Raw genomic sequence first — 23,179 nt, forward strand, 5'->3', positions numbered from 1 at the left:
CCATGAAGCTTAGCGGCGCGTGGCTACAAACCAGGTAATACTGGTTGCGAATAAGGCCAGTGAAAGTAAAGCGGTAAGCATACTAGACGTTTGCCAAATCAGGATGGTTGACCAATTCGGCCCGATAAGTACAAGCAAAGCCCAGCAGATTAGAGTCACAATCAGACAGCTACCCGTTGCGATGATGTGCTTTTTTGTTATAGGCTGTCGCTTGGGCATTTTCTTTTGGCGTAAACCCCAAACAAAGAACAGCAGCGCCAAGAGCCCACAAATAATGGTGGCCGAGGACAAGGCGATGTCAAGAAACTGGGTCGCGTTTATTTGATAGGACTGAGCCAGATTACCCGCCAGGATATCCTTAACTTTTAACACTAAATTGAGGTTCGTATTTGTGCCGTTGCTCAACAAGCAGATGGCGGTATTTTCTCTTGGCAGCAGGACCACTTGGGTGGCAAAATTGGGGTTGCCGCCAGCGTGCTCAATAATTGTTTGGTCGGAATTGACGGACCATCCCGCGGCATAAAACATGCCGTTGACATCCGAAACGGATTGGTCCCCCTGATGCGAGGTTTTAATAACCTTACGGAATATTTCGGGTATATCCGAAACAATCCCCATTTGGATGCCCATCCATCGAGCCATATCATGGGTGCATGAGATGATGTAGCCGGCCGGTTTATTCCCGGTAAAATCCGGGGCATCATAGGGGGTCGTGATAAAGAAGCAAGAGCGGTAGCCCTGGGCTAATTGTCCGGTAGCTTGAGCAGCTTCTTTGTAAACATAGGTCTGGTTTAACCCTAACGGCTGAAACACTTGTTTTTTCATGTAGTCTTCATAGCGCTGACCGGATACGACCTCAATAACCAAACCCAAGACATCATAATTAACCGTTCCGTAATCATACTGCTCACCCGGATAAAATGACAGATTAGTATCGACGAGCATTGCGACGGTTTTTTTTAGCATATCCGGCGTATTGCCCTGGGGAATGTATTGACTGTGAAGGCGATTTGTTAAGCCGCTGGTATGGTGTAAAAAGGTATTAAGGGTGACACCTTGCATATCAACGGGTTTCCCCTGATAGTTTAAGGTAAACCAGGGTAAATATTTTTGGATCGGGTCATTCATTGACAGTAGCCCTTGTTCTTCCATTAGCAGGATACCCATGCCGGTAAAAGCTTTACTGACCGAAGCCAGCTCATAGAGCGTGTTTTCATTTGCGACTTGTCGCTTTTCACGATTTGCATACCCGGAAGAAAAGTAGTACACCTGGTCATTCGCAAGTATTGAGAGGGACATCCCGGGTACACCTGAGACACGACAGGCATCATCCAACAAGGTTTGGATAGAATCAGATTGCGACGTCGACAGTGCATAACCGGGTGTTGTGAATCCCGGGAATAGGATCAGTGCTACTAAAACAAAAGCAATAATATTTTTCATAGACGCTCCGCTTTGAAGAAATGATGTGAGACTCATATAAATAATCGCCATTTACCGTTTACAACCCTTGTGAACGGCCATTAACTTTTTTATAATCATTTTACCACATCCATAAAAGTGTGTCATTTCCGTTTTTCCCCCCGCCTCCAAAACCGGGAATTGATCCTTGTTAATAAAGCACACACTAAAAAAAGTCTCAACAGCATCGTGCTGTTAAGACTTTTTTAAAGTACCGGATTAAAGGTTTTTCATCGTGTCGAGGTATTCGTTTTTGTCACGGACACCAACGAATCGATTGATCGCCTCACCGTTTTTAAAGAAAACCACGGTGGGAATACTCATGACCCGGAATTGTTGGGCCAGGGTCTGGTTTTCATCCACATTGATCTTACAAACCTTCATATTTTCGCCAAGCTCCTGAGAAATTTCATCAATGGTCGGGGACAGCGCTTTACAAGGCCCACACCATTCTGCCCAAAAATCGACCATGACAGCGCCATTATAGGATAAAATTTCGGTTTCGAAATTTTCCATATTGATATTAATAATTTTTTCACTGGACATTGTTCTTTTCACCTCATAAATGTATTTGCGCAAACATTATATAATAATTCCCACGAAGTTTAAAGGATAAAAGTAAAATTTCTCAGTTTAAAGGCAGACGGTTGTGTTAGAATAAAGTCATGAAAAAAATGAGCATGACAAAAAAGATGGATATAAAAAAGAGCATCATAAAAAACGAACTCGATAAAATTAACAGCCAGAATACCTGTCGGTTTCATATGCCCGGACATAAGGGCCGGGGTGAAGCGTTTGCCTTATACGACTACGATATTACGGAAATACCCGGTGCCGATAATCTCCACGATGCCCAGGGGATCATTGCCCAGGCCCAGACTAAACTGGCGACGATTTATCAAAGCGACGAAGCGGCGATTCTGGTAAATGGCACCACCACCGGCATTCACAGTGCGATTATGGGGACCTGTTCCCCGGGAGCACAGTTATTGGTGCCGACTAACTGTCATCGGGCGGTTTTTGGAGCGCTTAGTCTGGGTCGCATTGAAGCGGTTTTTATCACCCCGGAGCTTGAAGAGGATTTGGGTTTTGGCCGCTCAATCAGTGTCGCCTCGGTCCAGACGGCCCTGTCCCAAAATCCCCAAATTGGGGGCATGATTCTGACCAACCCCAGCTATTACGGTACCACCAGCGACTTAGAAAAAATTGCCGAAATTCTTCATGAACAGGGAAAATTCTTAATTGTAGATGAAGCCCATGGCGCTCATCTGGCTTTTAGTGATAAACTGCCCCTGGACGCCCTGTCGGCCGGAGCCGATGTGGTGATTCAGAGTACCCATAAACTACTGGGGTCCCTGACTCAAAGCTCGCTGATTCATTTTCAGGGCAGCCTGGTCGATCGGCAAAAGATTAAATCGTTTCTTAGCTTACTCCAAAGTTCGTCACCCAGTTATCCGCTGATGATTTCGGTAGAAGAGGCCGTCGACGCCGCTTATGAAAAGGGCGAAATTATTTTTAATACCATTGCCTTGGCCCATCAGGAATTCTGCCGGAATCAGAACGACAAGCAGCCGATTACCCTGTATGAGGGCAGTGACCCGGCTAATCGGTATGACCGCAGCAAGTGGCTTTTTGTGACCCGGGGTATTACGGGAACCGAAGTGGAAGCGTGGCTGTCAGCAAGGTATGGCATTCAATGTGAGCTTTCAGCAGATCATTACGTGCTGGCAATGACTGGGATGGGAACAAGCCAGGATGATTTAAAAAGAATAACCCAAGCTATCTGTGATATAAATAAAATCGTCAGGCAGGGTTTGCCTGAAAAAAAAGAAATAAAGACCCGTCTTTGGGAGCACATAAATTTTACCGCCGCGGTGCAAACAGAAATGCCTCTTTGGGAAGCCCTTGCTTCGGAACACCGCGGCAAGATAGAACTGGAGCTGGCCGCTGGCCAGCTCGTCGGGGATTTCATTATTCCCTATCCCCCGGGGATACCGGTTTTACTGCCCGGCAGCCGGATCAGCCCGGAAATGGTCGTTTATCTGAATGATCTGTTGGATCAGCAGGTCGCGGTGGTGGGGATTGATACAAAAAGAGAAATAACAATCATAAAAAAGGAGCCGGTAAAAATGGAAAAGAATCATCAGGGACAACTCATCGTCATCGAAGGGGTGGACGGCAGTGGCAAACAAACCCAAACAGAGCTGCTCTATGACCGGCTGTTAAAAGAGGGGCAAAAAGTGAAAAAAATTGCTTATCCCCGCTATGACAAAAAATCCTCAGCCATGGTAAAATTATATCTGGAAGGGGCCTTCGGAAAAGATCCCGGCACCATCAGCCCGTACATTGCATCCACCTTTTACGCAGCCGACCGTTATGCGTCCTATAAAGAAGATTACGAGGACTTTCTGAATCAGGGCGGACTGGTCCTGGTCGATCGCTATACCACCTCTAATATGGTCCATCAGGCGGGAAAAATAAAAGATCCTGGGGAACGGAAACGTTTTCTTGACTGGCTGTGGGATTATGAATTTAATCTCTATGGTCTGCCGATTCCGGATCAGGTGTTTTTTCTTAACATTCCCCCGGAGATCAATCAGCAGCTGATTAAAAATCGGAACAATAAAATAACGGGCAAACAGGAAAAAGACATCCACGAAAGCAGCCCGGAGCATCTGAGGGATTCCTACCACAGTGCCTTGGCCCTGGTTTCGGAATACGGATGGACGGAAATAAACTGTGTTTTAAATAACCAGTTGCGAAGTATAAAAAGCATCCATGAGGAAATCTGGGAATGCATAGAGGAGCGTAAAAAAAATGATTGAAGATCAATATATCTATTTAACCATGGCCGACTCAGATATGGATTTTATCCTGCTTAAAAATTATCTAAGTGCCAACGGGATACCGGTAATCACTAAAGAAAAAGGGTTTGGTGGACCCATCCGCAGTATCTTCATGGGAAATTTTACGCCGGCTCATATTGAGGTTTTTGTCAAAGAGAGTGATTTAGAAGAGGCGATAAAACTTCTGGATTATGAAGAGTTCAGTGCCGAATTAGATGAAGAACTGGGGCTGGATACTGAGGATTGGGATGACAGCGATGATAGCAATAATAGCAAAAAGAATAAACCGAATTAGTCACTGTCTTGGAGAGGAAAAAAATGTTTGAAAAGATACAGGGGCATCAAACCATCACCAGTCATCTTGAGAAAGAAATAAAGACCGGCGAGGTCAGTCATGCTTACCTTTTTTCAGGAATCGACGGCCTCGGAAAAAAGAAAACGGCCCGGGAATTCGCCAAAGCGCTTTTATGTCAGGATCAGCGTGATAAAGGCTGTGGCCATTGTCCGGTCTGTACCCAGATTGATCATGAAAACCACCCGGACGTTAAAATTATTGGTCCCAAAGCCGGTGAAGCCAGCATTAAGATCAGTCAGGTCCGGGAAATGATCAGTGAGCTGTCAATTAAACCCTACTCTGGTAATTGGCGGATTAATATCGTGGATGGGGCCGAAAGAATGACCCCTGAAGCTCAGAACAGTTTGCTAAAATCATTAGAAGAGCCGCTTTGTTATAATATTTTTATTCTCATCACCAGTCATATCCAATCCATTTTGCCCACCATCCGATCGCGCTGTCAGAGTTATCATTTTCAGCCGCTGAGTCTTGTCGATCTGGAGACCGTTCTTTGTCAAGAAACTGATTTCGATAAGAATACGGTCTCGGAGGTTGTGGGGGCCGCCGGTGGGTCCCCGGGAATGGCCTTATATCTGCTGAGTAATAGCGAGATCCAGAAAGAACGGACCCATTTTCTCAGGGAGCTTTACAGCCTTTTAAAGGGCGATGAGATCAAGGTCTTTACCCTGGCGGAGGTGTTATCCAAAGATAAGGCCACCAGTCAGGCGATCCTGGAGTTTTTTATTCACTGGTTTTATGAGGTGAGTTTGCTGCTGGAAGGTCATCCCCTGCCGAATCATGGCGAGCCCAACCCGGCCCACAGAGCGTACCACCATTTGCTGGAAAACGAAAAAAATCAGGCCATTATTAAAACTTTATTTGAAATGATGGCGACGATACAATATAATGTTAACTTAAGATTACAATGGGAAAAGTGTTTCATTAAGATAATGAAAATTCAGAAAGGATAAATCCAATGGGAAAATCAGTCGTCGGCGTACGATTTAAAAAAGTGGGCAAAATATACTATTTTGATCCGCTGGATATAGCATTTGAACAGTTTGATCCGGTTATTGTGGAAACCGTCAGGGGCGTTGAGTATGGCGAAATTGCCTTGACCGCCAGAGTGGTGGATGAGGAAGAAATAGTGGCTCCGGTCAAACCGGTTATCCGTAAAGCAACAGCAGCCGATACCATTGAGTTTAATAAGCTCAAGAAAAGCGAGCAGGATGCCAAAGCGGTTTTTATTACCAAGGCAAAAAAACACAAGCTGGAAATGAAACTGGTCGATGTCGAATACACCTTTGATCAGAAAAAGGCGATCTTTTATTTTACGGCCGAAGGTCGGGTGGATTTTAGAGAATTAGTCAAAGATCTGGCTTCCATCTTTAAGGTGCGGATTGAGCTGAGGCAAATTGGGGTTCGCGATGAGGCCAAACTATTTAAAGGCTTGGGCGTTTGCGGACGAACCACCTGTTGTGCCCAATGGCTGGGTGATTTTACACCGGTGTCGATTAAAATGGCCAAGGAACAAAACCTTTCCCTTAATTCGACTAAGATTTCAGGGATCTGCGGTCGGCTTTTATGTTGTCTGACCTATGAACAGGAGTTTTACGAAGAAGTTTCCAAAAAATTGCCCAAGGTGGGACAAAGAGTCATTACAGCCGATGGCGAGGGTGAAGTATTTAAGTTAAGCATTCTGGAAGAAACCGTTTTCGTCAAAATTCAGGTCAATAAAGACGAAACGGAGGTAAAAAGATACCTTCTGGAAGAAATTGAAGTAAAAAAATTCGAAAAAGTCAAAAAAGACAAATAATCATCTTGATTTCACTACAAAAAAGGATATAATAAAGATGTTGTTAATGCTAAAAGGAGGGTTTTTAAATGGCTTATAAAATTACAGACGAATGTATAGCTTGTGGATCATGCATGGATGAATGTCCAGTAGAAGCAATTTCTGAAGGCGATATCTATGTTATCGATGCAGCTACTTGTACTGACTGTGGCGCTTGCGCGGAACAATGTCCAGTAGAAGCAATTGTTCAAGACTAGTTAGAAGTGTTAAGAAAAGGCACCTTTCAGATTTTCTGGAAGGTGCCTTTAACGTGGCATTGTTTTAAAACAGATTTTATTTTATGGTGTTAGATTATAAGATACCGGGGTAAATATATATTCAAGAAATAAAATTATGACAGATGAAATCTGGAGGAGGAAAAATGCAGAAATACGTATGTGATGTTTGTGGTTATGTTTATGATCCTGAGGTCGGGGACCCGGATAGTGGTGTGAGCCCAGGAACCGCTTTTGAAGATATTCCTGACGATTGGGTTTGCCCATTGTGTGGTGTCGGAAAAGAAGATTTTTCGCCGGAAGACTAGAAAATAACAATCAAAAAAGAGCTAAAGCTCTTTTTTTTATGGGATCAATGGGTTATAATGACAATGACTTTAGAAATATGGAGGACATATGGCAGTTAAAGCACGGGAAACCCTTGAGAGCAAACAAATCAGCATCACAACCCTGGGGATATTAATGGTGGTGGTGGTTGGCTATACTTTTTTATACAATCAGTTTGCCAATACCCTGGAAGATTATCGTTTAAAAACCATCGTTGGTGTGATCAGCCTGGTAATTATGATGGGTGGCTTTTTGATTTCGTTACGTTATATTACAACCATCTATGAGATGGTTATCACCCACGACCGGTTAATTATTGACCGAAAAATATTTTTCTGGAAGAAAACCGTCCTGGAAGTAAAAATTGAGGAAATTAAAAAAATTCTGCCAATTGAGGAAGCAAAAAAAGTTGAAGGACAGACGCGCAATTTCACCCTGACAAATATGGACGGAAAACGAAAATATATGGTCCAATATGAAACACAGGGAAAAATTTGTAGTGCAAAGATCCAATGTACCGGGAAATTCATAGATACTTTAAAAAAATTGGTCAAAATATGATAGCTTTAAGGAAATCTTAAGAGAAATAGAGTATTATTTAGTCATAACAAGTTACCCTCTTTCAAAGTTTTTAGAAAAAACCGAGCGCTTTTCACACGGCTTCGGTTTTTTTCTTTTTTGAAAAAAGTTAACAAAGACGTAAAAAGAATTTGCATCAGATAATTCGATAGTGTTAATATTACTAAAAGTCGGGTATAATAGTCCTAAGTAACTAAAGGCAGGAAAGGAAATACCAATGGAAATTGTAGCAATTATGGGAAGTCATCGAAATAATCACAACACTCAGAAAGCCGTCGACTATTTTATTGGCAAACTTAATGTGGAGTACGAGTTATTTGAATATAATATTAATCAAATAAACGTTCAGGCTTGTATCGCCTGTGATTATTGTATTCCGCATCAGGGAGAATGTGTGATTGAAGATGATATGACCGGGATTTATCAGAAAATGGAAAGCTGTGATTTGCTGATTGTGGCCAGTCCGGTTTATTTTAGTGCTTTTCCATCAAAAATAAAGGCCCTGATTGATCGAACCCAGATGATTTATAACCTTAAAGATAAATCATCGATCAAAAAGAAAAAAATTCTGATTATTGGCGTCGGTGGGGCACCTCATTATCCACGTCAGTTTCAGGCCATTGATAACACCCTGGAATGGTATAAAAAAACCCTGAGTTGTGATGAAATCGGCTTTGTTCAGTTTTCCCATACCGATGAGCGACCAGCATTGGATAACACAACGTGTTTGAACGAACTGGAAGAAATTGCACAAAAAATAAATACGCCACTGGCTAAAAATTAAAGAGATTAAAAAAAAGGAGATAAAAAATGGCAAAGATACTAGATCAAACAGAATTTGATAACTTGGTGATAAATGGAAAAGGCGTTGTCCTGGTAGATTTTTTTGCGACCTGGTGCGGGCCCTGTAAAGCATTGGCTCCCGTTTTAGAAGACGTCGCTGAGCAGATTAAAGACAAAGCCAGTGTTTATAAGGTCGATATCGATCAGACTCAGAGCCTGGCCCAGCAATACCGGGTAATGAGTGTGCCAACGATGAAAATATTCAAAAACGGCGAAGTCGTCGAAACCATTGTCGGGCTCCAGTCAAAAGGCGTTTTGGTAGATAAGCTAAATTATTATGCCGGTTAATTAAGCAATAAAAAAGAGGGATCACTTCATTAAGGAGTGGTTCTTTTTTTTAGATTCATATTCAAAACCTTAAGAAAAATAAGGAGACCGTTTTCATTTTAAGACAAATCAGCCAAGTTGTCGGGATTTTAGACAAGTTTAATCAATCGTATAATTACAAGCTGAACAGCGTCGTGCTATACTCCTTTACGCACATGAAAGGAGCAAAAATGAATAAAAATAGAGTCAACAAAGCCAATACGGTGAGACTTATCGTTATCATCGGCGTCATTATTATTCCCCTTATGTATAGTTTTTTCTATCTCAGTGCCTTTTGGGATCCCTACTCAAAACTGGATAATTTACCAATCGCACTCGTCAATAACGATGTGGGCGCCAGCATCAATAATCAACAGCGAAATCTCGGTGACGAATTTCTCGATAAACTGATTAAGGATGGCACCTTTAAGTACGTGATCACCGATGAAGCCACCGGGCGAGCCGGGACCGAAGCGGATGATTACTATGCCATGATTGTGGTGCCGCGCAGTTTTTCACAAAATATTGCGTCTGCGGCCACCGTCAATAAACAGGCGGCCAGCATTATCTTTTCGCCCAACGAAAAACGAAATTATTTAGCCAGTCAGATTTTAGGAAAAGCTGAGCTGCAAATGGAAACCAGCTTACGCGAGAGTATCTCTGGCGAAATCGTCAACAATCTGACCGATCAGGTCGCCAAGGTGCCCGGTCAGTTGGGGACCCTTAACGATGGGTTAAGCCAGCTTTCCAGTGGCTCGGCCCAATTGCTGACGGGCTCTAAGACCTTAGCTAACGGCACCGATTCGCTGGCCGCCGGTTCCCGGGAATTGGCAACGGGCTCGGAGACTCTGGCATCTGGCACCCAGGCCCTCGCCGCCGGCAGTCAGACCCTGGCCGATGGGACCCAAACCCTGGCCGCCGGAACATCAGAATTTGCCGCAAAATTTACTGATTTCAATGATGGCATCAGTACCCTCAAAAGCGGTTCAGCCCAGGTCAGTGATGGCGCATCGACCCTGGCTGACGGAACCGAGCAGCTTAATCAGGGGATTCAGGCCTATACCGCTGGGGTCGATACCCTGATTGGCAATGTCAACCAGACTTCGGCTTTTATTTCAGACTTTGTCGGCGAACATCCCGAATTAATGGCCGATCCCCAGTTTGCGGCCTTTATTTCGAATATGGCCTCCAGCGATAATGCCGAGAGCATTGCCCAACTGGAAGCGGCGGGCAGTCAGTTAAGCGGAGCATCCGATGCCATTGCTACCGGCACCCAGGCATTGGCCGCCGGTACCAGCAATCTGGATGATGGGATTGCCATCGTCAGTGCCGCCGCCGGTCAATTAAACAATGCCGCTGATAGTATCTCAGATGGTGCCAGTGCCGTTTCAGATGGCGCCTCATCACTGACAAACGGCGCTACTGCGGTATCAAACGGGGCCACCACCTTGACCAATGGCGTTTATACCCTGGCTGACGGTGCTACCACCCTGGCGAGTGGTGCCACGACCCTGGTCGATGGTCAGCAGCAGTTAGGCAACGGCATTACTACCGCCCAGAACGGCGTCACCACCGCCGTGAATGATGCCAATGCCGATACCGCCAAATTAAATGGTTTGGGCACCTATGTCAGCGAGCCGGTAACTGTGGACGATGAGATTATTGACCCGATTGCCAACTATGGCACCTACTTTTCGCCCTACTTTATGTCCCTGTCGCTATGGGTTGGGGCCTTGATTATCTTCTTTGGGATCTATTTTGATGCCGATCAGAAATTCAAGATTTTGTCCCGGGAAAGCAGTAATAAAACCGCCCGCAGTTTTATCTACCTGTTGTTGGGCCTGGCCCAGGCGATTTTGCTGGGCAGTATCATTAAATATGCTTTAGGGCTGGAAATCGCCCATACCGGCTTATACTTTGTATCAGTTTGTCTGGTCTCGATGACCTTCCTGGCGATTGTCCAGTTCTGTATTATCCACATGGGCGATGCCGGGAAATTTGTGGCATTGACGCTGCTGATTCTGCAGTTGACTTCCTGTGGCGGGACCTTCCCGATCGAAACGGTGCCAAGATTCTTCCAGGTGCTTTACCCCTTTATGCCGATGACCTATTCAGTAGTGGTGTTTAAGGACACCATTACCGGTGCGATTTCGGGTGACTTCTGGCATAGTTTCCTGATTCTGGCTATTTATCTGGTGGTGTTCTTTGCCGCCACGATTTTACTGACCATGATTAAGAAACGGAAAGCTGATAAAAAAGATATGACGGTCAAAGCCGAACTGAATTCAGACCAGTCATTCTAAATAAGTAGAATTAAATATTTAAGATAGGGGCGATCAGTGATGACCAGGGGGTCAGACCCTCGCCCGCACACTGCACAATGACCAGTTCAATTGCAAAAATCTTTAATTCAATATATATAGACCAAAATAAAAAGAACGCTGCATATCATCAATATGTGGGGTTCTTTTTATTTGCCGTCGATCACTTTGAAATAACAAGCTGAAATGATATAATTATTCTTAAAAAAGATCATGAGGAGTATCTGCATGTCCGATGCGTCAATTACCAAAAAAGCCATCGCCAAAGGCTTTAAGCATATTCTAACTAATAAAAGTTTTGAAAAAATCACCATCGCTGAAATTACCGCCGAGTGTGGTCTGAACCGCCAGACCTTTTATTATCATTTTCAGGATAAATACGATCTGATCAACTGGATCGTTTATCAGGAAGCGATCCTCGTGATCAGAAAAGATCTGACGATCGAAAACTGGGACGTCAAGGTGCTGGAGCTACTAACGACGATGAAAAGTGATAGCCATTTTTATCAAACGACCCTAAAAGAGATCGCTGGCACCGAATTTCAGAACTATCTGTTTACCGTCACCAAGGAAATTTTTATGGAAATGATTGAACACCTGTCCCGTGATCGCAAAATGAACTCGGAAGCAGTCCCGGTGATGACGCCCCAGAAGAAAACATTCACCGCCGAATTTTTATCTTATGGGGTGGTGGGGATGATCATTGACTGGGCGCAAAACGGGATGAAACAATCGCCCGAGGAAATCACCATCAGCATCAAGGATATTATCAACGGGGCCCGGATGTTTGCCGTTTCCCGCTATTTTCAGGAACTGACCAAAGCATAACAGCGAAGACCGGCTGAATAAACAGCCCCAAATAAGCAACAAGAAAATTTAAGGAGTCCATATGAAAAAGAATGAAGAGATTGAATTAACGATAGAAGGATTTAATTTCCCCGGTAAATCCTGGGGCATGCATGGCGAAAAAAAAGTCGTTATGAAAAACGGCCTGCCGGGCCAACGGGTACGGGTGAATATTGCCAAGAAACGAAAAAAATATGAAGGCCGGATCGTGGAAGTACTGGAAAAAGCTCCTAATGAAATTGACGCCGCCTGCGCTGTCTTTGCCAAATGCGGGGGCTGTACCTACCAGAACCTGCCCTATCAAGAACAGCTCAAACTCAAAGAAAGCTACGTCTTAAACCTGCTTAATCAGGCCGGGATAACAGACTTTGCCTATGAGGGGATTGTCCCCAGCCCCGAGGTTTTTGGTTACCGGAATAAGATGGAGTATTCTTTCGGCGATAACGAAAAAGAGGGCCCGCTGATGCTGGGACTTCACGAACAGGGCAGCTTTTATAATATCGTCAAAACCGATGGCTGCAAGATTACCGATGAAGATTTTAACCAGATTCAAACGGCGGTGCTGGGCTATTTTGCCCAAACCGGGGACAGCTATTTTCATAAACGCAGTCACGAAGGCTTTTTAAGACATCTGGTCGTGCGCAAGGGCAAACACACCGGCGATCTGCTGATCAATCTGGCCACCACCACCCAGGGAACGCTGGACGAAGCGGCCTTTGTTAAATGCCTGCTGGAGCTACCGCTTATCGGCCAGATCCGGGGAATTCTGCATACCCAAAACGATGGCGTCGCCGATGTGGTCAAAGCCGAAACGGCTAGAATTCTATACGGCGAAGATAAAATTGAAGATAAGATTTTAGGACTGACCTTTGAAATCACCAGCTTTTCCTTTTTCCAGACCAATACCTTAGGAGCCGAAAAACTCTATTCCGTCGTCCGGGACTTTGTCGGTCAGGAACAAAACGAAGTGATTTATGATTTATACTGCGGCACCGGCACCATTGCCCAGGTACTGGCGCCCGTTTCTAAAAAGGTGGTCGGCATCGAGCTGGTCGCCGAAGCGGTCGAAGCCGCCAAGGCCAATGCCACCAAGAATGGCCTCGACTACTGCCAGTTTATCGCCGGCGACGTGATGGTGGAAGTGGCCAACCTCCATGATCAGGCCGATGTGATTATTCTGGACCCGCCCCGGGACGGCATCCACCCCAAAGCGATCTTTAAAATTCTCGATTTTAAACCCAAGGTGTTTGTATATGTGTCTTGTAAGGCGACATCGCTGGCCCGGGATCTGCCGTTTTTTGTGGCGGCGGGGTATGCGGTGAAGAAGGTACAGTTGGTGGATATGTTTCCGCATGGGGGGCACGTAGAAGCGATAATTCTGATGACGCGTAGTGGTTCGGGCGATAAAAAGTAGAGGTGGACCACAACATATAGTGGTTTTGGCCTGAATTTTGGGCAAAAAACAGATAAAAAAATGACGTTTTTTGACCCCTGAAAAAGGGCTAAAATATAGATGACATATCTCAAAATTGAAGAATTCGATGATTTGGGGTCAGTTTGTAAGGAACAACTGAGTGTTGAATAAGTGTATAATATGAGGTAAATGTTGCGGATCAATTTAGATGCGATTAATGTTAAATTGGTAATAAACCATTACAAATGGAGGCGTATGAATATGGAATATACTGATGTAGAAAAACAAGTCCTGTCTCTTATTAAGAAGGCTGATTTCAGAAATATACCAAATAGTAATGTGTTGAGTTACGCTTCAAAACTGAATGAGTTGCGTCCAGAAGTGGCGCAGCAGTTTCTTGCGCAGTTTCCTGAACTTTCAAAACTGATTCAGTCTTCGTTGGTTGAGTACAAAGAGATTCTTGATAAAATCATTTCAAGTGATGATGAGAGCACAAATCAAGTGTATGATATCTTAAACAAAGAAATTGAGAGTTTTCAAGAAAGTAGGAAAGAGTATATTCTATTTGCTGATAAAGTGCGTTCCGATTTAAGCAAGTGCCTTGATAATCCAAATTTGACTCCTGAACAACAGAATGAAATTATTGATCGCGAGATGGAGATTCTCCGAATGGTGGATAAAAAGGACGAAGATATACGAGTACAGGAAATGGAAGCTGTCCAGCTAGCCGATAAAAAAGACTCAGAAAAGAAAGAGTTTAATTGGAAGACTCTTAGCACCGCAAGTTTTGTAGTGCTCATTGCTGTTGGAATAGGTACAGCCGCATTAGGTGGTAAATTTGACATTAAACTACCTAAGATAATTTAATCCAATCATAAATAGAATATCTATGTGTAAAAAAAGAGAGTGTAAGTAAAACAATAATATTAAATTGATAAAAAAGTTAAGATTATGAGGCGAAGTTTTTAGGTCAACTTGGATGACCATCAGACTCCGCCTCTTTTTTTATGTTCAAAATTCTGAAAGAGAGGGAAAAAAGATGTCAAAGTATTTTATGAATGATTCAGAACTTCAAGAGCTAGAGCAGTTGATGATGTTGGTTCCAAATTTCTCACCAAGGGGTAGAGGAATAATTGTGGTACACGGATTTGGAAAGGTAGATGCACAAGAAAAAGAAGAAGAGGTCTTGCCAAACTTACCAGAGCAATTTAGATTTGATTTAGATATTGAATGTCTGAAAAGTAATGGTAGAGGTGCATCCTATGATCGATTCATTTCAAGTTGCTTTCATGAGTGTAAGTCGCACCGGCTTCAAAGTCGTCTTGAGCATTTGATTAGAAACTGCGCAGGTGATTTTTTCATAAGCCAATCACACAGAGGGAGATTCGGTTCTGTCTGTCGCCTACAAGAGATTCCAGTCGAAAATAGAAGTCCAATCCATCTGGCCGTTTTATTTCTATTGTCTGCTGATGATAAACTCTGGTCTGCAGCTAAGGATCATGTTTATGCTGATAGTTTTGATTTTAAGAAAATGAATCTAAGCGGTATCAATACTGATGGCTATGCTATCTATCAAATGGCAAAGACCATCTACACAGCAAAAGAATATATCAGACTGGATGAAATCGCTGACAAGTTTTTAATAGGTGATCAGGCATTCAAAGCAATCATTCATTCAATACTCATTGCCAAATACAGAGCGGCAGTGTTCCAAGTTAAGTTTAAATAAGCTACCTTTCTGCAAAAGCAAAATTTGTAGGATGTGTGGCTTTTTTTATTGCCACAAAACGAAATGGAGGGATTAGATTTGTACATGACAATCAAGAAATCAAACAACATGGAGGTATCGCTAATATGAACGGATTTAAATCTCGAAGAGAAGTTGAAAGCATCAAAGAGCAGTACCCTGTAGGCACTCGAATTGAACTCATCGGTATGGATGATCCATATGCACCTATTGAGTCTGGGACACAGGGAACCGTTGAAATTGTTGACGATGCAGGTACACTTCACATGAAATGGGATAATGGTAGAACACTGGGCATCGTTCCTGGGGAAGATCAGTTCAAAGTAATTACAAAGCCTTCTGAGGAAACAATGGACAATGAGCAAAAGCAAGGTATGGGAGGAATGAACATGTAAAAGATAATAGTACTAGAACTCAATCAAATGAATAATCAATGGTATAAGGGTACGGCATTTAAACCGTACATTTTTTATGCCATAAATCCAATGGGCCGCTTGAAAAACTGCAATATGCAGTGAATCAAGCGGCCTTTTTTTATTTCTAGAAACTATCCCACCAGAAAAGGAGGCGAGGAGGTGGAACATGTAAATTTAAATGAGAGATTTTTAGTTCACTTAAAAAGAAATCACACAGGTGCAGGGAGGGCTGTTCAGAGTAAGGGATTAGAACTTCGGTTTCAGATGAGCGGAAGGAAGATCCGTGACATTGTTAATGCACTCAGGTGCGAAGGACATCCTATCTGCAGTGACGATGGTGGTTATTATTATGGCGCTAATAAACAGGAGGTTCTCGCAAGCATACGACAGCTCAATAGCCGGATTGAAAAAATTGCAGAAGCAAAAAATGGTCTTGTAGATTCCCTGTCCCTCTATCCAGATTCAAGTAGCAATGAACAGCTTCAAATCTGGTTTGTGTGTGTGAAGGAGGGATGATTTATTAATAGTTTTATGAGTTGGATAGGTGGAAAGAAATCCATGAGGGAACTGATTGTTTCGCTCTTTCCGCTTTATTATGAAAGGTATATTGAAGTATTTGGTGGTGGTGGCTGGGTCTTGTTTCATAAACCGCCGGGCAATGATTTTGAAGTTTATAATGACTTTAATAGTCTACTCGTCAACCTTTACCGATGTGTGAGAGATCAATATGAAGAACTTCAAAATGAACTGAGGTATGTTTTAAATTCAAGAGAGGACTTTGATGAAGTCAAAGCTGTCCTTGATAAGGCGTATGTTGAAAATGACGTCAAACGTGCAGCTTGCTTTTATCAGCTCATCAGATACAGCTATGCATCAGGACTCACGAGCTTCGGTAGCCAACCCCATGACATCAGAAGCAATTTTCCAATTATTGAGCAAGCCCACAGAAGACTTGCGAAAGTAGTTATCGAGAATAAAGATTTTGAAAAGCTGATTCGGCAATATGATCGCCCTGTCAGCTTTTTTTATTTGGATCCGCCCTACTTCGACACTGAAAAATACTATAAGAATGTCGGAGAAGGTGGTTTTCAAAAGGAAGATCATATCAGACTAAGGTTACATCGATACAGCAGTTAAAATTCTGATTGCAGTAGTGCTTGGTGCATTACTTCTTGCAGGGCTTTATGCTTTGTTTGGTGACGTGGTCATGCCCACCCTCGAGCAAAGAATCAGGAATATGTTCAACTATGCCGGGTAGCAGCATCGTTCAAGCGGTGCTGTTTTTTTGTTTGATGGGATGTGCAGTCTGTACTGATATCAAAAAAAGAGAAATTCCAACAGCCATATGGTCATCGATGGCGCTGATATCACTGATTGATTTTAATGCTGTTCATCTGTTCGGCATATTGGCAGCACTCCCATTACTCATTGCAGCTATGATGAGTCCGTCAGGTATTGGCGGTGGAGATATTAAGATTGTAGCTACAGTCGGACTTGTTATCGGCTTTTGGAAAGCACTGATTGGGATGGCCATTGGACTGAGTCTAGTGATAATTTTTCATGGAGCATTAAAAATAATTTATAGAATCACGAGCAAGGAGTATGGGCGCAGGGCGTATCCGCTAGCGCCTTTTCTCGCTCTTGGCTATACATGTGTCTATTTCGTATAAAGGAGATGGTGATAGTGTTTGAAAAGGGACAACGATTTGAAACGAGTTATAACCATGAAACTTATGCATATGCAGGCAAGTGGTCAGGATCCATGGTACTTGCTCCTGAAAATGACGGGAATACAGAGGTTCTCATCTATACAGAGAATGAAGTAAATGAATTGATTGAGACTGGCGAGTTAAGGTTAATCGCGGGTCTGGAAATGGTGATGCGGTAATAATCTTATGATCATAAACTATAAAAAACGGAGGTACGTATGAATATTTTTAAAAACAGAATGGTTGTCGGGGTGTTTTGCATTGTGCTTTCACTCCTCATTTGCTTTGGCATAACGCCATTATTCAATAAAGGCATTAGCCAGAAGACTGAGATTGTCAGAGTGATTAAAGAAATCAAGGCTGGCGCTCAAATTACAAAGGATATGGTACAAAACATTGAAGTCGGTGGATACAATCTTCCATCAGATGTTGTGAAATCAAAAGAAACTGTTGTTGGAAGCTAAGAATGCTTATGCAGCTGACAAGATTATTATGACGGATATGTGTGACAGCCTAATTTGTGAATCTATTTATGGCGGATTTATTATGAATTGTCCTGATCAGAATCTATGTCAAGAAATCATCACTCATTTGGCTCCTATACAAATGGGAGAAGTGGAACCGAAAGATTTCCCAGTGGCGACAAGAGAAGAACTGCAAGCACTTTGGGATGATGAAGAAGCATCTGTAATGCAGGCTGAAATTAGAATGTTGTGAATTAAAAAAGCCCAGATATAGAATCTAGGCATGATTTTTATAATAAATGTATGATAATTCCTAATATCAATATGATTGAAATTATTCTATGACTAACAAACCACAATCCTTGTCTCTTTTTAAAAATGTAAGCCCCAGACATGCCTAATAACATTTGAATAAGCAATATACCACCTGCTATCAGGCCTGTAGTGCTCACTTCACGAAATGTTGACTGAATATAAAAATGTAGTAAGAGGGTTATAATTGTAGCAATTCCCCAGAATTTATGATGCCGTACAAATATTTTCATGAAAAGAGCATTGAATTTTTTATATTTAAGCGTGGAATTTATTAATTTTGAATATTTTTTATTAATATATTTTAATATGTAATTCGCTAAGGTTGCCCCAAAAGAGAACACCGTCAGCCAACCTAGAAATTCACCTATTTCACCCATTTGTATATACCTCCATATAGCATTTATAATATCAGGTATTCAAAAACAAAGCAATTCATCGTGTATTGCTTCTAATTAGAATTATTGAATAGTAAAATATGACCTATAATAGTTACATCTCAATGGACAAGTTTCTAATATAAAACCACTTGACAAAACTATAATCTATATGATATTATTTTTGTATCTAATTGCACTGCATATAAATCTACAGTACAAACTGAGCAGGCGATGAACTTATTAGTAAGTTCATGGGGCTGGGCCTAACTAGGCAGCGGGTAAATATAACTCGTGGGACAGTAATATGTTCCACGGGTTTTTTTGTACCTATTTTTGGACATATCTGAAGATTGCAATGCCATAGAGCTATCTTTAATATTAAGCGAAAGTGGAGGTAACTTTTATGACAGAACAAAAAATCACTGAGTTGAAGGGGTTGACAACCTCAGAGGCAAAAAAACTTCAGGAGCAGTTTGGAAAGAATGAGCTAGTACCTGAAAAGAAAGAAAATATATTTCATAAAATTTTTCATGTCATTACTGAACCAATGTTTTTGTTGCTGATAATCGCAGCAGGGGTTTACTTTGTTCTAGGAGAACCTAAGGACGGAGCAATTATGTTAGTATTCGTAGTTGGAATAATTAGCATCGAGGCAATACAAGAATGGAAAACAGATAAAACATTAAAGGCATTAAAAGATTTATCGGCACCACACATTAAAGTACTACGTGATGGAGAAGAAAAAACTATAAACAGTTCTGATTTGGTTCCTGGGGATATCATGTATATTGCTGAGGGTGTTAAGATACCAGCAGATGGAACTGTTGTAAGGGCAAGTACGTTATGTGTTGATGAATCATCTCTTACAGGAGAGTCCCTTGGTGTCTGGAAATTAACTAGTGAAAACTATATAAATGAAAATAATGATTATTGGCGCCGTGACTATTGCTATGCTGGAACGCTTGTCACTCAAGGAACTGGAACGATTTTGGTCGATAAAATTGGACTATCAACTGAATATGGAAAGATTGGTAAGGAAATTGCACTTGCTCCTGTTGGAGATACGCCACTTCAGAAACAGACAGGTAGACTTGTAAAACTGTGTGGTACGATTGCAGCGGTTCTGTTTGTTTTAGTAGGTGTTGTAACGTTCTTCAATATCCCTGATCACGCTTTTAAAAGCAGAATTATTGAAAGCATCTTATCAGGTATAACTCTTGCAATGGCAATGATACCAGAGGAGTTTCCTGTTATTTTAACAGTTTTTTTATCAATGGGAGCATGGAGACTGGCTAAAAAACAATCTCTTGTAAGGAGACTTCCATCAGTTGAGACTCTGGGTGCAGTTTCTGTGCTCTGTGTCGATAAAACTGGTACTATAACACTAAATAAGATGGCTGTTAGAGAAACCTATAGCAAATCAGGTGACGAAAAATATATATCCAAGATAATGGGTATGGGATGTAAATCGGATGCATATGATCCAATGGAAAAAGCTATGATAGCCCGCTGTGAAGAATTGGGTATATCGAAGGATATTCTTTTTGGTGGACGATTGTTAAAAGAGTATGCCTTCACTGATGAAAATAAAATGATGGGGAATGTGTGGAGAAACGGCAATGATATTGTAGTTGCTGCAAAAGGTTCTCCAGAAAGAATCCTAACATTATGCAACCTTTCCTCTGAAGAAAGACAGATTGCAGAAGCTAAAATCTACGAAATGTCAAAACAAGGCCTTCGTGTTATAGCCGTTGGCCAGATGAGTATTAAAATTGAAAATGAAATTCCGGATACTCTCACAGACTGTAGACTGGAGCTTTTGGGAATGGTAGGTCTTGCAGATCCACCAAGAGAATCAGTAAAAGAAGATATTAATACCTGTACAAAAGCTGGAGTTCGAGTTGTTATGATTACTGGGGACAACGGAATTACAGCGAGTTCTATAGCAAAACAAATCAACATGCCTAATAGCGATCACATAATAACGGGTGATGAACTCAGTGAAATGAGTGATGACGAACTGAGAGAAAAAGTGAAAGATGTTAGTATCTTTTCACGTGTTCTTCCTGAACACAAGATGAGGATTGTCAAAGCATTTAAAGAAAATGGTGAAGTTGTAGCTATGACAGGAGATGGTGTCAACGATGCACCAGCATTAAAATATGCTGATATTGGAATAGCAATGGGTAAACGAGGTTCCGAAGTTTCTAGGGAAGCAGCGGATTTGATACTTCTAGATGATAATTTTTCAACCATTGTGGATACCATCAAGGATGGTAGGCGAATATATGACAACATTAAAAAGGCGGTTGGTTATGTATTTACTATCCATATTCCAATAGCATTTGCTTCATTGCTAGCACCTTTAATGGGAATAAGTCCCACAAGCCTTTTGCTACTTCCGTTGCATGTAGTTTTACTTGAACTTGTAATTGATCCAACGTGTTCAATTGTTTTGGAGCGCCAGCCAGCAGAACGTGATATTATGCAAAGACCGCCACGAAATCCAAAAGAAAAGCTTTTAACGGCTAAAATGCTATCTAAGAGTGTCATGCAAGGATTAGTGATCTTCGGAGCATCTTTTGCAACATACTACAATTTTATAAATATGTATCCAGAAAATGCGCCACTTGCAAGAACAATGGGATTGAGCATTATATTCCTATCTAATGTACTGCTTGTACAAGTAAACAGTTCAAATACAGATTTTGCTATAAGAACTTTTATCAGACAGATAAAGGATAGAGTAATGTGGGCAGTAATTATTGGCACATTATTGGGACTGTTAGTTATGCTCTATACGCCAATTAGCGGATTCTTGAAATTGACATCTTTATCATCAGAGCAATTGTTGCTTGCAGCAGGAATTTCATGTATAGCGGTTCTGTGGTATGAGTTGATTAAACTAGGCAAACTCGTGATTCTGAACAAAAGTAAATAATGGTCAAATAGGAACATAAAACAAATACTGAATAAAGGGGAGTAAGATTATGAGTTTCTTTTCAAAGTCTTCAAAAAAAGGTCATTACAAAAATGGTAATCATGGAAGCGCCCACTATCAGAAAAAAGGTATTCTAGGTGGTATCTTTGATATGTTAGCATCTAGAAGTCATTCGGGTGGTCATTATAATGACTATAGAAATCAACACAATGAACCAAGACAGAGTCAAGCTATTCTCAACCAAGGTTCATTACAATGTAGCAAGTGTAGTAGAAATATACCAGCGGGTTCAAAGTTTTGTCTGAATTGCGGTGAGCAGGTTAAAGTGGAATTGTATTGCCAAAATTGCGGTGGAAAAATGCCGCCCAATGCTAAATTCTGTAACAATTGCGGAAATAAACTGAATGGTTAAGCTGATACAATGCTTTAGAAATTTAAAGTATCGTGGGAAAAAATATGGGGAATATACAATTGAAGAGATAGCTGGTGAAGGAAGATATGGCATGTGCTTTCATGCTAAAAATGACCTTCAAAAAAATGTTGTTCTCAAAAGATTCAAACCCAGCATCTTTGCACGTAATTCAACTAATAATGTACACGAAGCAGTGATTCTTTCAAAGCTCAGGGATTCTAGAATTCCTGAGCTTCTTGGGGTTATAAATGAGAAATCATTCTATGCGTTTGTATTAGAGTTGAAACCGGGGACGACATTGAAAGATATGATATTCATACATAATCATAAATTTTCAGATGAGGAAATATACGCTATTGGTATCAAATTGATTCAAATTATTATGTATTTGCATGAAAATGGTATTGTTCATAGGGATATACGGATTCCCAATGTCCTCATCGATCAAGAGGATGTATACCTCATTGATTTCGGTTTAGCTCGCTTTGAGGATGGCAACTCTTATAGGTATGATATGGATTACTCATATTTGGGAGACTTGCTTCTCTATCTGATTTATTCTTCTTTTCAAAAGAAAGATAAGAACAGACAACCGTGGCATGAGGAATTGTCACTAAAAAAGGATCAAAAGCAATTTTTAATGAGATTATTGGGCCTTGATGTTATATATACAAGCCTAACCGAAATTGAGGCGGATTTTATCAATGCTTTTGATATTACAAGGGGTTAGTATAGCCAGAAGCAAACTCAAGCTTGAATTAATGATAAAAGGATGGATAAGGTTGAAAATTTTAATTGTTGAAGATGAAATAAATATAGCGGAATTTATTAAACTGGAACTCGAACACGAAGGGTATGAAACAGACATTGCATATGATGGTAGAGAAGCATTGAATAAAGCAAAAAAAGATAAATTTGATGTTATTATACTTGATGTTATGATTCCATATATTAATGGAGTTGATATCTGCAAAAAAGTGAGAGAGTTTTCAAATATACCAATTATTATGCTTACTGCAAAGAGTGACCTTACAGATAAAGTCTTAGGATTAGACAGTGGTGCAAATGACTATATTACAAAACCGTTCCGAATTGAAGAACTTTTTGCTCGAATTCGTGTAGTGACAAGAAGTCAAAATCAAAACTTAAATAAATTATCCGTTGGAAAGATTACTATATGTACGGATAGTTATCAAGTATTTCTAGAGGAGAAAGAAATAAGCTTGACTAAAAAAGAGTATGATTTGCTATATCAGCTAGTTCTAAACAAAAACATCGTAATGAGTCGTGAAAAGCTTTTACAAAATGTATGGGATGAGAATTATTACGGTGATAGCAATGTTGTTGATGTCACAATTAAGCACTTAAGAACTAAAATTTTCGATGATAAGAGTACAATTATCAATACTATCCGTGGTATAGGCTATGTCATAAAGGATGTGAAAGATTGA

General features: G+C 41.3%; 26 protein-coding genes, 4 pseudogenes and 1 riboswitch. Of the genes and pseudogenes, 27 read left to right on the top strand and 3 right to left on the bottom strand.

What is annotated here, in order from left to right:
* Positions 1 to 9: 9 nt before the first annotated feature.
* Both U2P91_RS10760 and trxA (U2P91_RS10765) read right to left on the bottom strand, forming a co-directional pair.
* On the bottom strand, positions 10 to 1,443 hold the full coding sequence (locus tag U2P91_RS10760) for a serine hydrolase domain-containing protein (protein ID WP_111888579.1): 1,434 nt from the start codon (positions 1,441 to 1,443) through the stop codon (positions 10 to 12).
* 237 nt (positions 1,444 to 1,680) lie between these two features.
* Positions 1,681 to 2,007: a thioredoxin gene (gene trxA, locus U2P91_RS10765; RefSeq protein ID WP_111888580.1), complete on the bottom strand. Its 327-nt coding sequence runs from the start codon at positions 2,005 to 2,007 to the stop codon at positions 1,681 to 1,683.
* A 146-nt stretch (positions 2,008 to 2,153) separates the two neighbouring features.
* Here trxA (U2P91_RS10765) and U2P91_RS10770 point away from each other — a divergent pair.
* The 23 genes and pseudogenes from U2P91_RS10770 to U2P91_RS10880 all read left to right on the top strand — a co-directional run.
* Positions 2,154 to 3,509: pseudogene (locus U2P91_RS10770) on the top strand (aminotransferase class I/II-fold pyridoxal phosphate-dependent enzyme); the annotation flags it as partial.
* 81 nt (positions 3,510 to 3,590) lie between these two features.
* The gene (locus U2P91_RS10775; protein ID WP_242988710.1) at positions 3,591 to 4,286 is read left to right on the top strand and encodes a dTMP kinase; all 696 of its coding nucleotides are present in this window, start codon (positions 3,591 to 3,593) and stop codon (positions 4,284 to 4,286) included.
* Positions 4,279 to 4,602, top strand: a complete 324-nt coding sequence (locus U2P91_RS10780; RefSeq protein ID WP_111888582.1) for a DUF2007 domain-containing protein — start codon at positions 4,279 to 4,281, stop codon at positions 4,600 to 4,602. The genes U2P91_RS10775 and U2P91_RS10780 overlap by 8 nt, the downstream gene beginning before the upstream one ends.
* 23 nt (positions 4,603 to 4,625) lie before the next feature.
* A complete protein-coding gene (gene holB / locus U2P91_RS10785; RefSeq protein ID WP_111888583.1) occupies positions 4,626 to 5,612 on the top strand; it encodes a DNA polymerase III subunit delta' in 987 nt (328 codons plus the stop codon).
* Positions 5,613 to 5,617: 5 nt separating this feature from the next.
* On the top strand, positions 5,618 to 6,457 hold the full coding sequence (locus U2P91_RS10790; protein WP_111888584.1) for a PSP1 domain-containing protein: 840 nt from the start codon (positions 5,618 to 5,620) through the stop codon (positions 6,455 to 6,457).
* A 68-nt stretch (positions 6,458 to 6,525) separates the two neighbouring features.
* The gene (locus tag U2P91_RS10795; protein WP_070370676.1) at positions 6,526 to 6,693 is read left to right on the top strand and encodes a 4Fe-4S binding protein; all 168 of its coding nucleotides are present in this window, start codon (positions 6,526 to 6,528) and stop codon (positions 6,691 to 6,693) included.
* Positions 6,694 to 6,857: 164 nt separating this feature from the next.
* Positions 6,858 to 7,019 (top strand): rubredoxin, encoded by a 162-nt coding sequence (rd, locus tag U2P91_RS10800; protein WP_111888585.1) that lies wholly within the window; start codon positions 6,858 to 6,860, stop codon positions 7,017 to 7,019.
* An 88-nt stretch (positions 7,020 to 7,107) separates the two neighbouring features.
* Positions 7,108 to 7,599 carry a hypothetical protein gene (locus U2P91_RS10805; protein WP_111888586.1) on the top strand — a complete coding sequence of 164 codons (492 nt, stop codon included), beginning with the start codon at positions 7,108 to 7,110 and terminating at the stop codon, positions 7,597 to 7,599.
* 235 nt (positions 7,600 to 7,834) lie between these two features.
* Positions 7,835 to 8,401, top strand: coding sequence for a flavodoxin family protein (locus tag U2P91_RS10810; RefSeq protein ID WP_111888587.1), 567 nt, complete (start codon positions 7,835 to 7,837; stop codon positions 8,399 to 8,401).
* Positions 8,402 to 8,427: 26 nt separating this feature from the next.
* The gene (gene trxA, locus U2P91_RS10815; RefSeq protein WP_111888588.1) at positions 8,428 to 8,748 is read left to right on the top strand and encodes a thioredoxin; all 321 of its coding nucleotides are present in this window, start codon (positions 8,428 to 8,430) and stop codon (positions 8,746 to 8,748) included.
* Positions 8,749 to 8,957: 209 nt separating this feature from the next.
* The gene (locus tag U2P91_RS10820; protein WP_162624510.1) at positions 8,958 to 11,069 is read left to right on the top strand and encodes a YhgE/Pip domain-containing protein; all 2,112 of its coding nucleotides are present in this window, start codon (positions 8,958 to 8,960) and stop codon (positions 11,067 to 11,069) included.
* A 246-nt stretch (positions 11,070 to 11,315) separates the two neighbouring features.
* Positions 11,316 to 11,915, top strand: coding sequence for a TetR/AcrR family transcriptional regulator C-terminal domain-containing protein (locus U2P91_RS10825; protein WP_162624511.1), 600 nt, complete (start codon positions 11,316 to 11,318; stop codon positions 11,913 to 11,915).
* 61 nt (positions 11,916 to 11,976) lie between these two features.
* Positions 11,977 to 13,347: a 23S rRNA (uracil(1939)-C(5))-methyltransferase RlmD gene (rlmD, locus tag U2P91_RS10830; protein ID WP_111888591.1), complete on the top strand. Its 1,371-nt coding sequence runs from the start codon at positions 11,977 to 11,979 to the stop codon at positions 13,345 to 13,347.
* Between the two features lie 261 nt (positions 13,348 to 13,608).
* Positions 13,609 to 14,214, top strand: coding sequence for a hypothetical protein (locus U2P91_RS10835; protein WP_111888592.1), 606 nt, complete (start codon positions 13,609 to 13,611; stop codon positions 14,212 to 14,214).
* 172 nt (positions 14,215 to 14,386) lie between these two features.
* Entirely contained in the window at positions 14,387 to 15,076 is a 690-nt protein-coding gene (locus U2P91_RS10840) for a hypothetical protein (protein WP_162624512.1), read from the top strand.
* Between the two features lie 35 nt (positions 15,077 to 15,111).
* Positions 15,112 to 15,489 (top strand): DUF4314 domain-containing protein, encoded by a 378-nt coding sequence (locus tag U2P91_RS10845; RefSeq protein ID WP_242988494.1) that lies wholly within the window; start codon positions 15,112 to 15,114, stop codon positions 15,487 to 15,489.
* Between the two features lie 180 nt (positions 15,490 to 15,669).
* On the top strand, positions 15,670 to 16,026 hold the full coding sequence (locus U2P91_RS10850) for a hypothetical protein (RefSeq protein WP_111888595.1): 357 nt from the start codon (positions 15,670 to 15,672) through the stop codon (positions 16,024 to 16,026).
* A gap of 15 nt (positions 16,027 to 16,041) precedes the next feature.
* A pseudogene (locus U2P91_RS10855) lies at positions 16,042 to 16,626 on the top strand (DNA adenine methylase); the annotation flags it as partial.
* Positions 16,625 to 16,768: pseudogene (locus tag U2P91_RS10860) on the top strand (DUF6133 family protein); the annotation flags it as partial. The pseudogenes U2P91_RS10855 and U2P91_RS10860, both read left to right, overlap by 2 nt.
* Positions 16,758 to 17,180 carry a prepilin peptidase gene (locus U2P91_RS10865; protein ID WP_162624513.1) on the top strand — a complete coding sequence of 141 codons (423 nt, stop codon included), beginning with the start codon at positions 16,758 to 16,760 and terminating at the stop codon, positions 17,178 to 17,180. The pseudogene U2P91_RS10860 and the gene U2P91_RS10865, both read left to right, overlap by 11 nt.
* Positions 17,181 to 17,194: 14 nt before the next feature.
* Complete coding sequence (locus tag U2P91_RS10870; RefSeq protein WP_111888597.1) at positions 17,195 to 17,398, top strand: hypothetical protein; 204 nt, start codon at positions 17,195 to 17,197, stop codon at positions 17,396 to 17,398.
* Positions 17,399 to 17,437: 39 nt separating this feature from the next.
* Positions 17,438 to 17,677, top strand: a pseudogene (locus tag U2P91_RS10875) (pilus assembly protein CpaB); the annotation flags it as partial.
* The gene (locus U2P91_RS10880; protein WP_242988495.1) at positions 17,673 to 17,936 is read left to right on the top strand and encodes a resolvase; all 264 of its coding nucleotides are present in this window, start codon (positions 17,673 to 17,675) and stop codon (positions 17,934 to 17,936) included. The pseudogene U2P91_RS10875 and the gene U2P91_RS10880, both read left to right, overlap by 5 nt.
* Positions 17,937 to 17,973: 37 nt before the next feature.
* On the opposite strand, the gene U2P91_RS10885 is transcribed toward U2P91_RS10880, so the two are convergent.
* Positions 17,974 to 18,375, bottom strand: a complete 402-nt coding sequence (locus U2P91_RS10885; protein WP_111888599.1) for a hypothetical protein — start codon at positions 18,373 to 18,375, stop codon at positions 17,974 to 17,976.
* Positions 18,376 to 18,585: 210 nt separating this feature from the next.
* Positions 18,586 to 18,677: riboswitch (NiCo riboswitch) on the top strand.
* A 101-nt stretch (positions 18,678 to 18,778) separates the two neighbouring features.
* Between U2P91_RS10885 and U2P91_RS10890 the strand changes: the two genes are divergently transcribed.
* The 4 genes from U2P91_RS10890 to U2P91_RS10905 are packed head-to-tail and all read left to right on the top strand — an operon-like array spanning position 18,779 to position 23,179.
* Positions 18,779 to 21,316, top strand: coding sequence for a cation-translocating P-type ATPase (locus U2P91_RS10890; RefSeq protein WP_111888600.1), 2,538 nt, complete (start codon positions 18,779 to 18,781; stop codon positions 21,314 to 21,316).
* Positions 21,317 to 21,365: 49 nt separating this feature from the next.
* Positions 21,366 to 21,728, top strand: coding sequence for a zinc ribbon domain-containing protein (locus U2P91_RS10895; RefSeq protein WP_111888601.1), 363 nt, complete (start codon positions 21,366 to 21,368; stop codon positions 21,726 to 21,728).
* On the top strand, positions 21,721 to 22,458 hold the full coding sequence (locus U2P91_RS10900; RefSeq protein WP_111888602.1) for a protein kinase family protein: 738 nt from the start codon (positions 21,721 to 21,723) through the stop codon (positions 22,456 to 22,458). Before U2P91_RS10895 ends, U2P91_RS10900 begins: the two co-directional genes overlap by 8 nt.
* Before the next feature lie 52 nt (positions 22,459 to 22,510).
* Entirely contained in the window at positions 22,511 to 23,179 is a 669-nt protein-coding gene (locus tag U2P91_RS10905) for a response regulator transcription factor (RefSeq protein WP_322519606.1), read from the top strand.

It is taken from the genome of Acetobacterium sp. K1/6 (genome assembly GCF_034438075.1).
Taxonomy (GTDB): Bacteria; Bacillota; Clostridia; order Eubacteriales; family Eubacteriaceae; genus Acetobacterium; species Acetobacterium carbinolicum.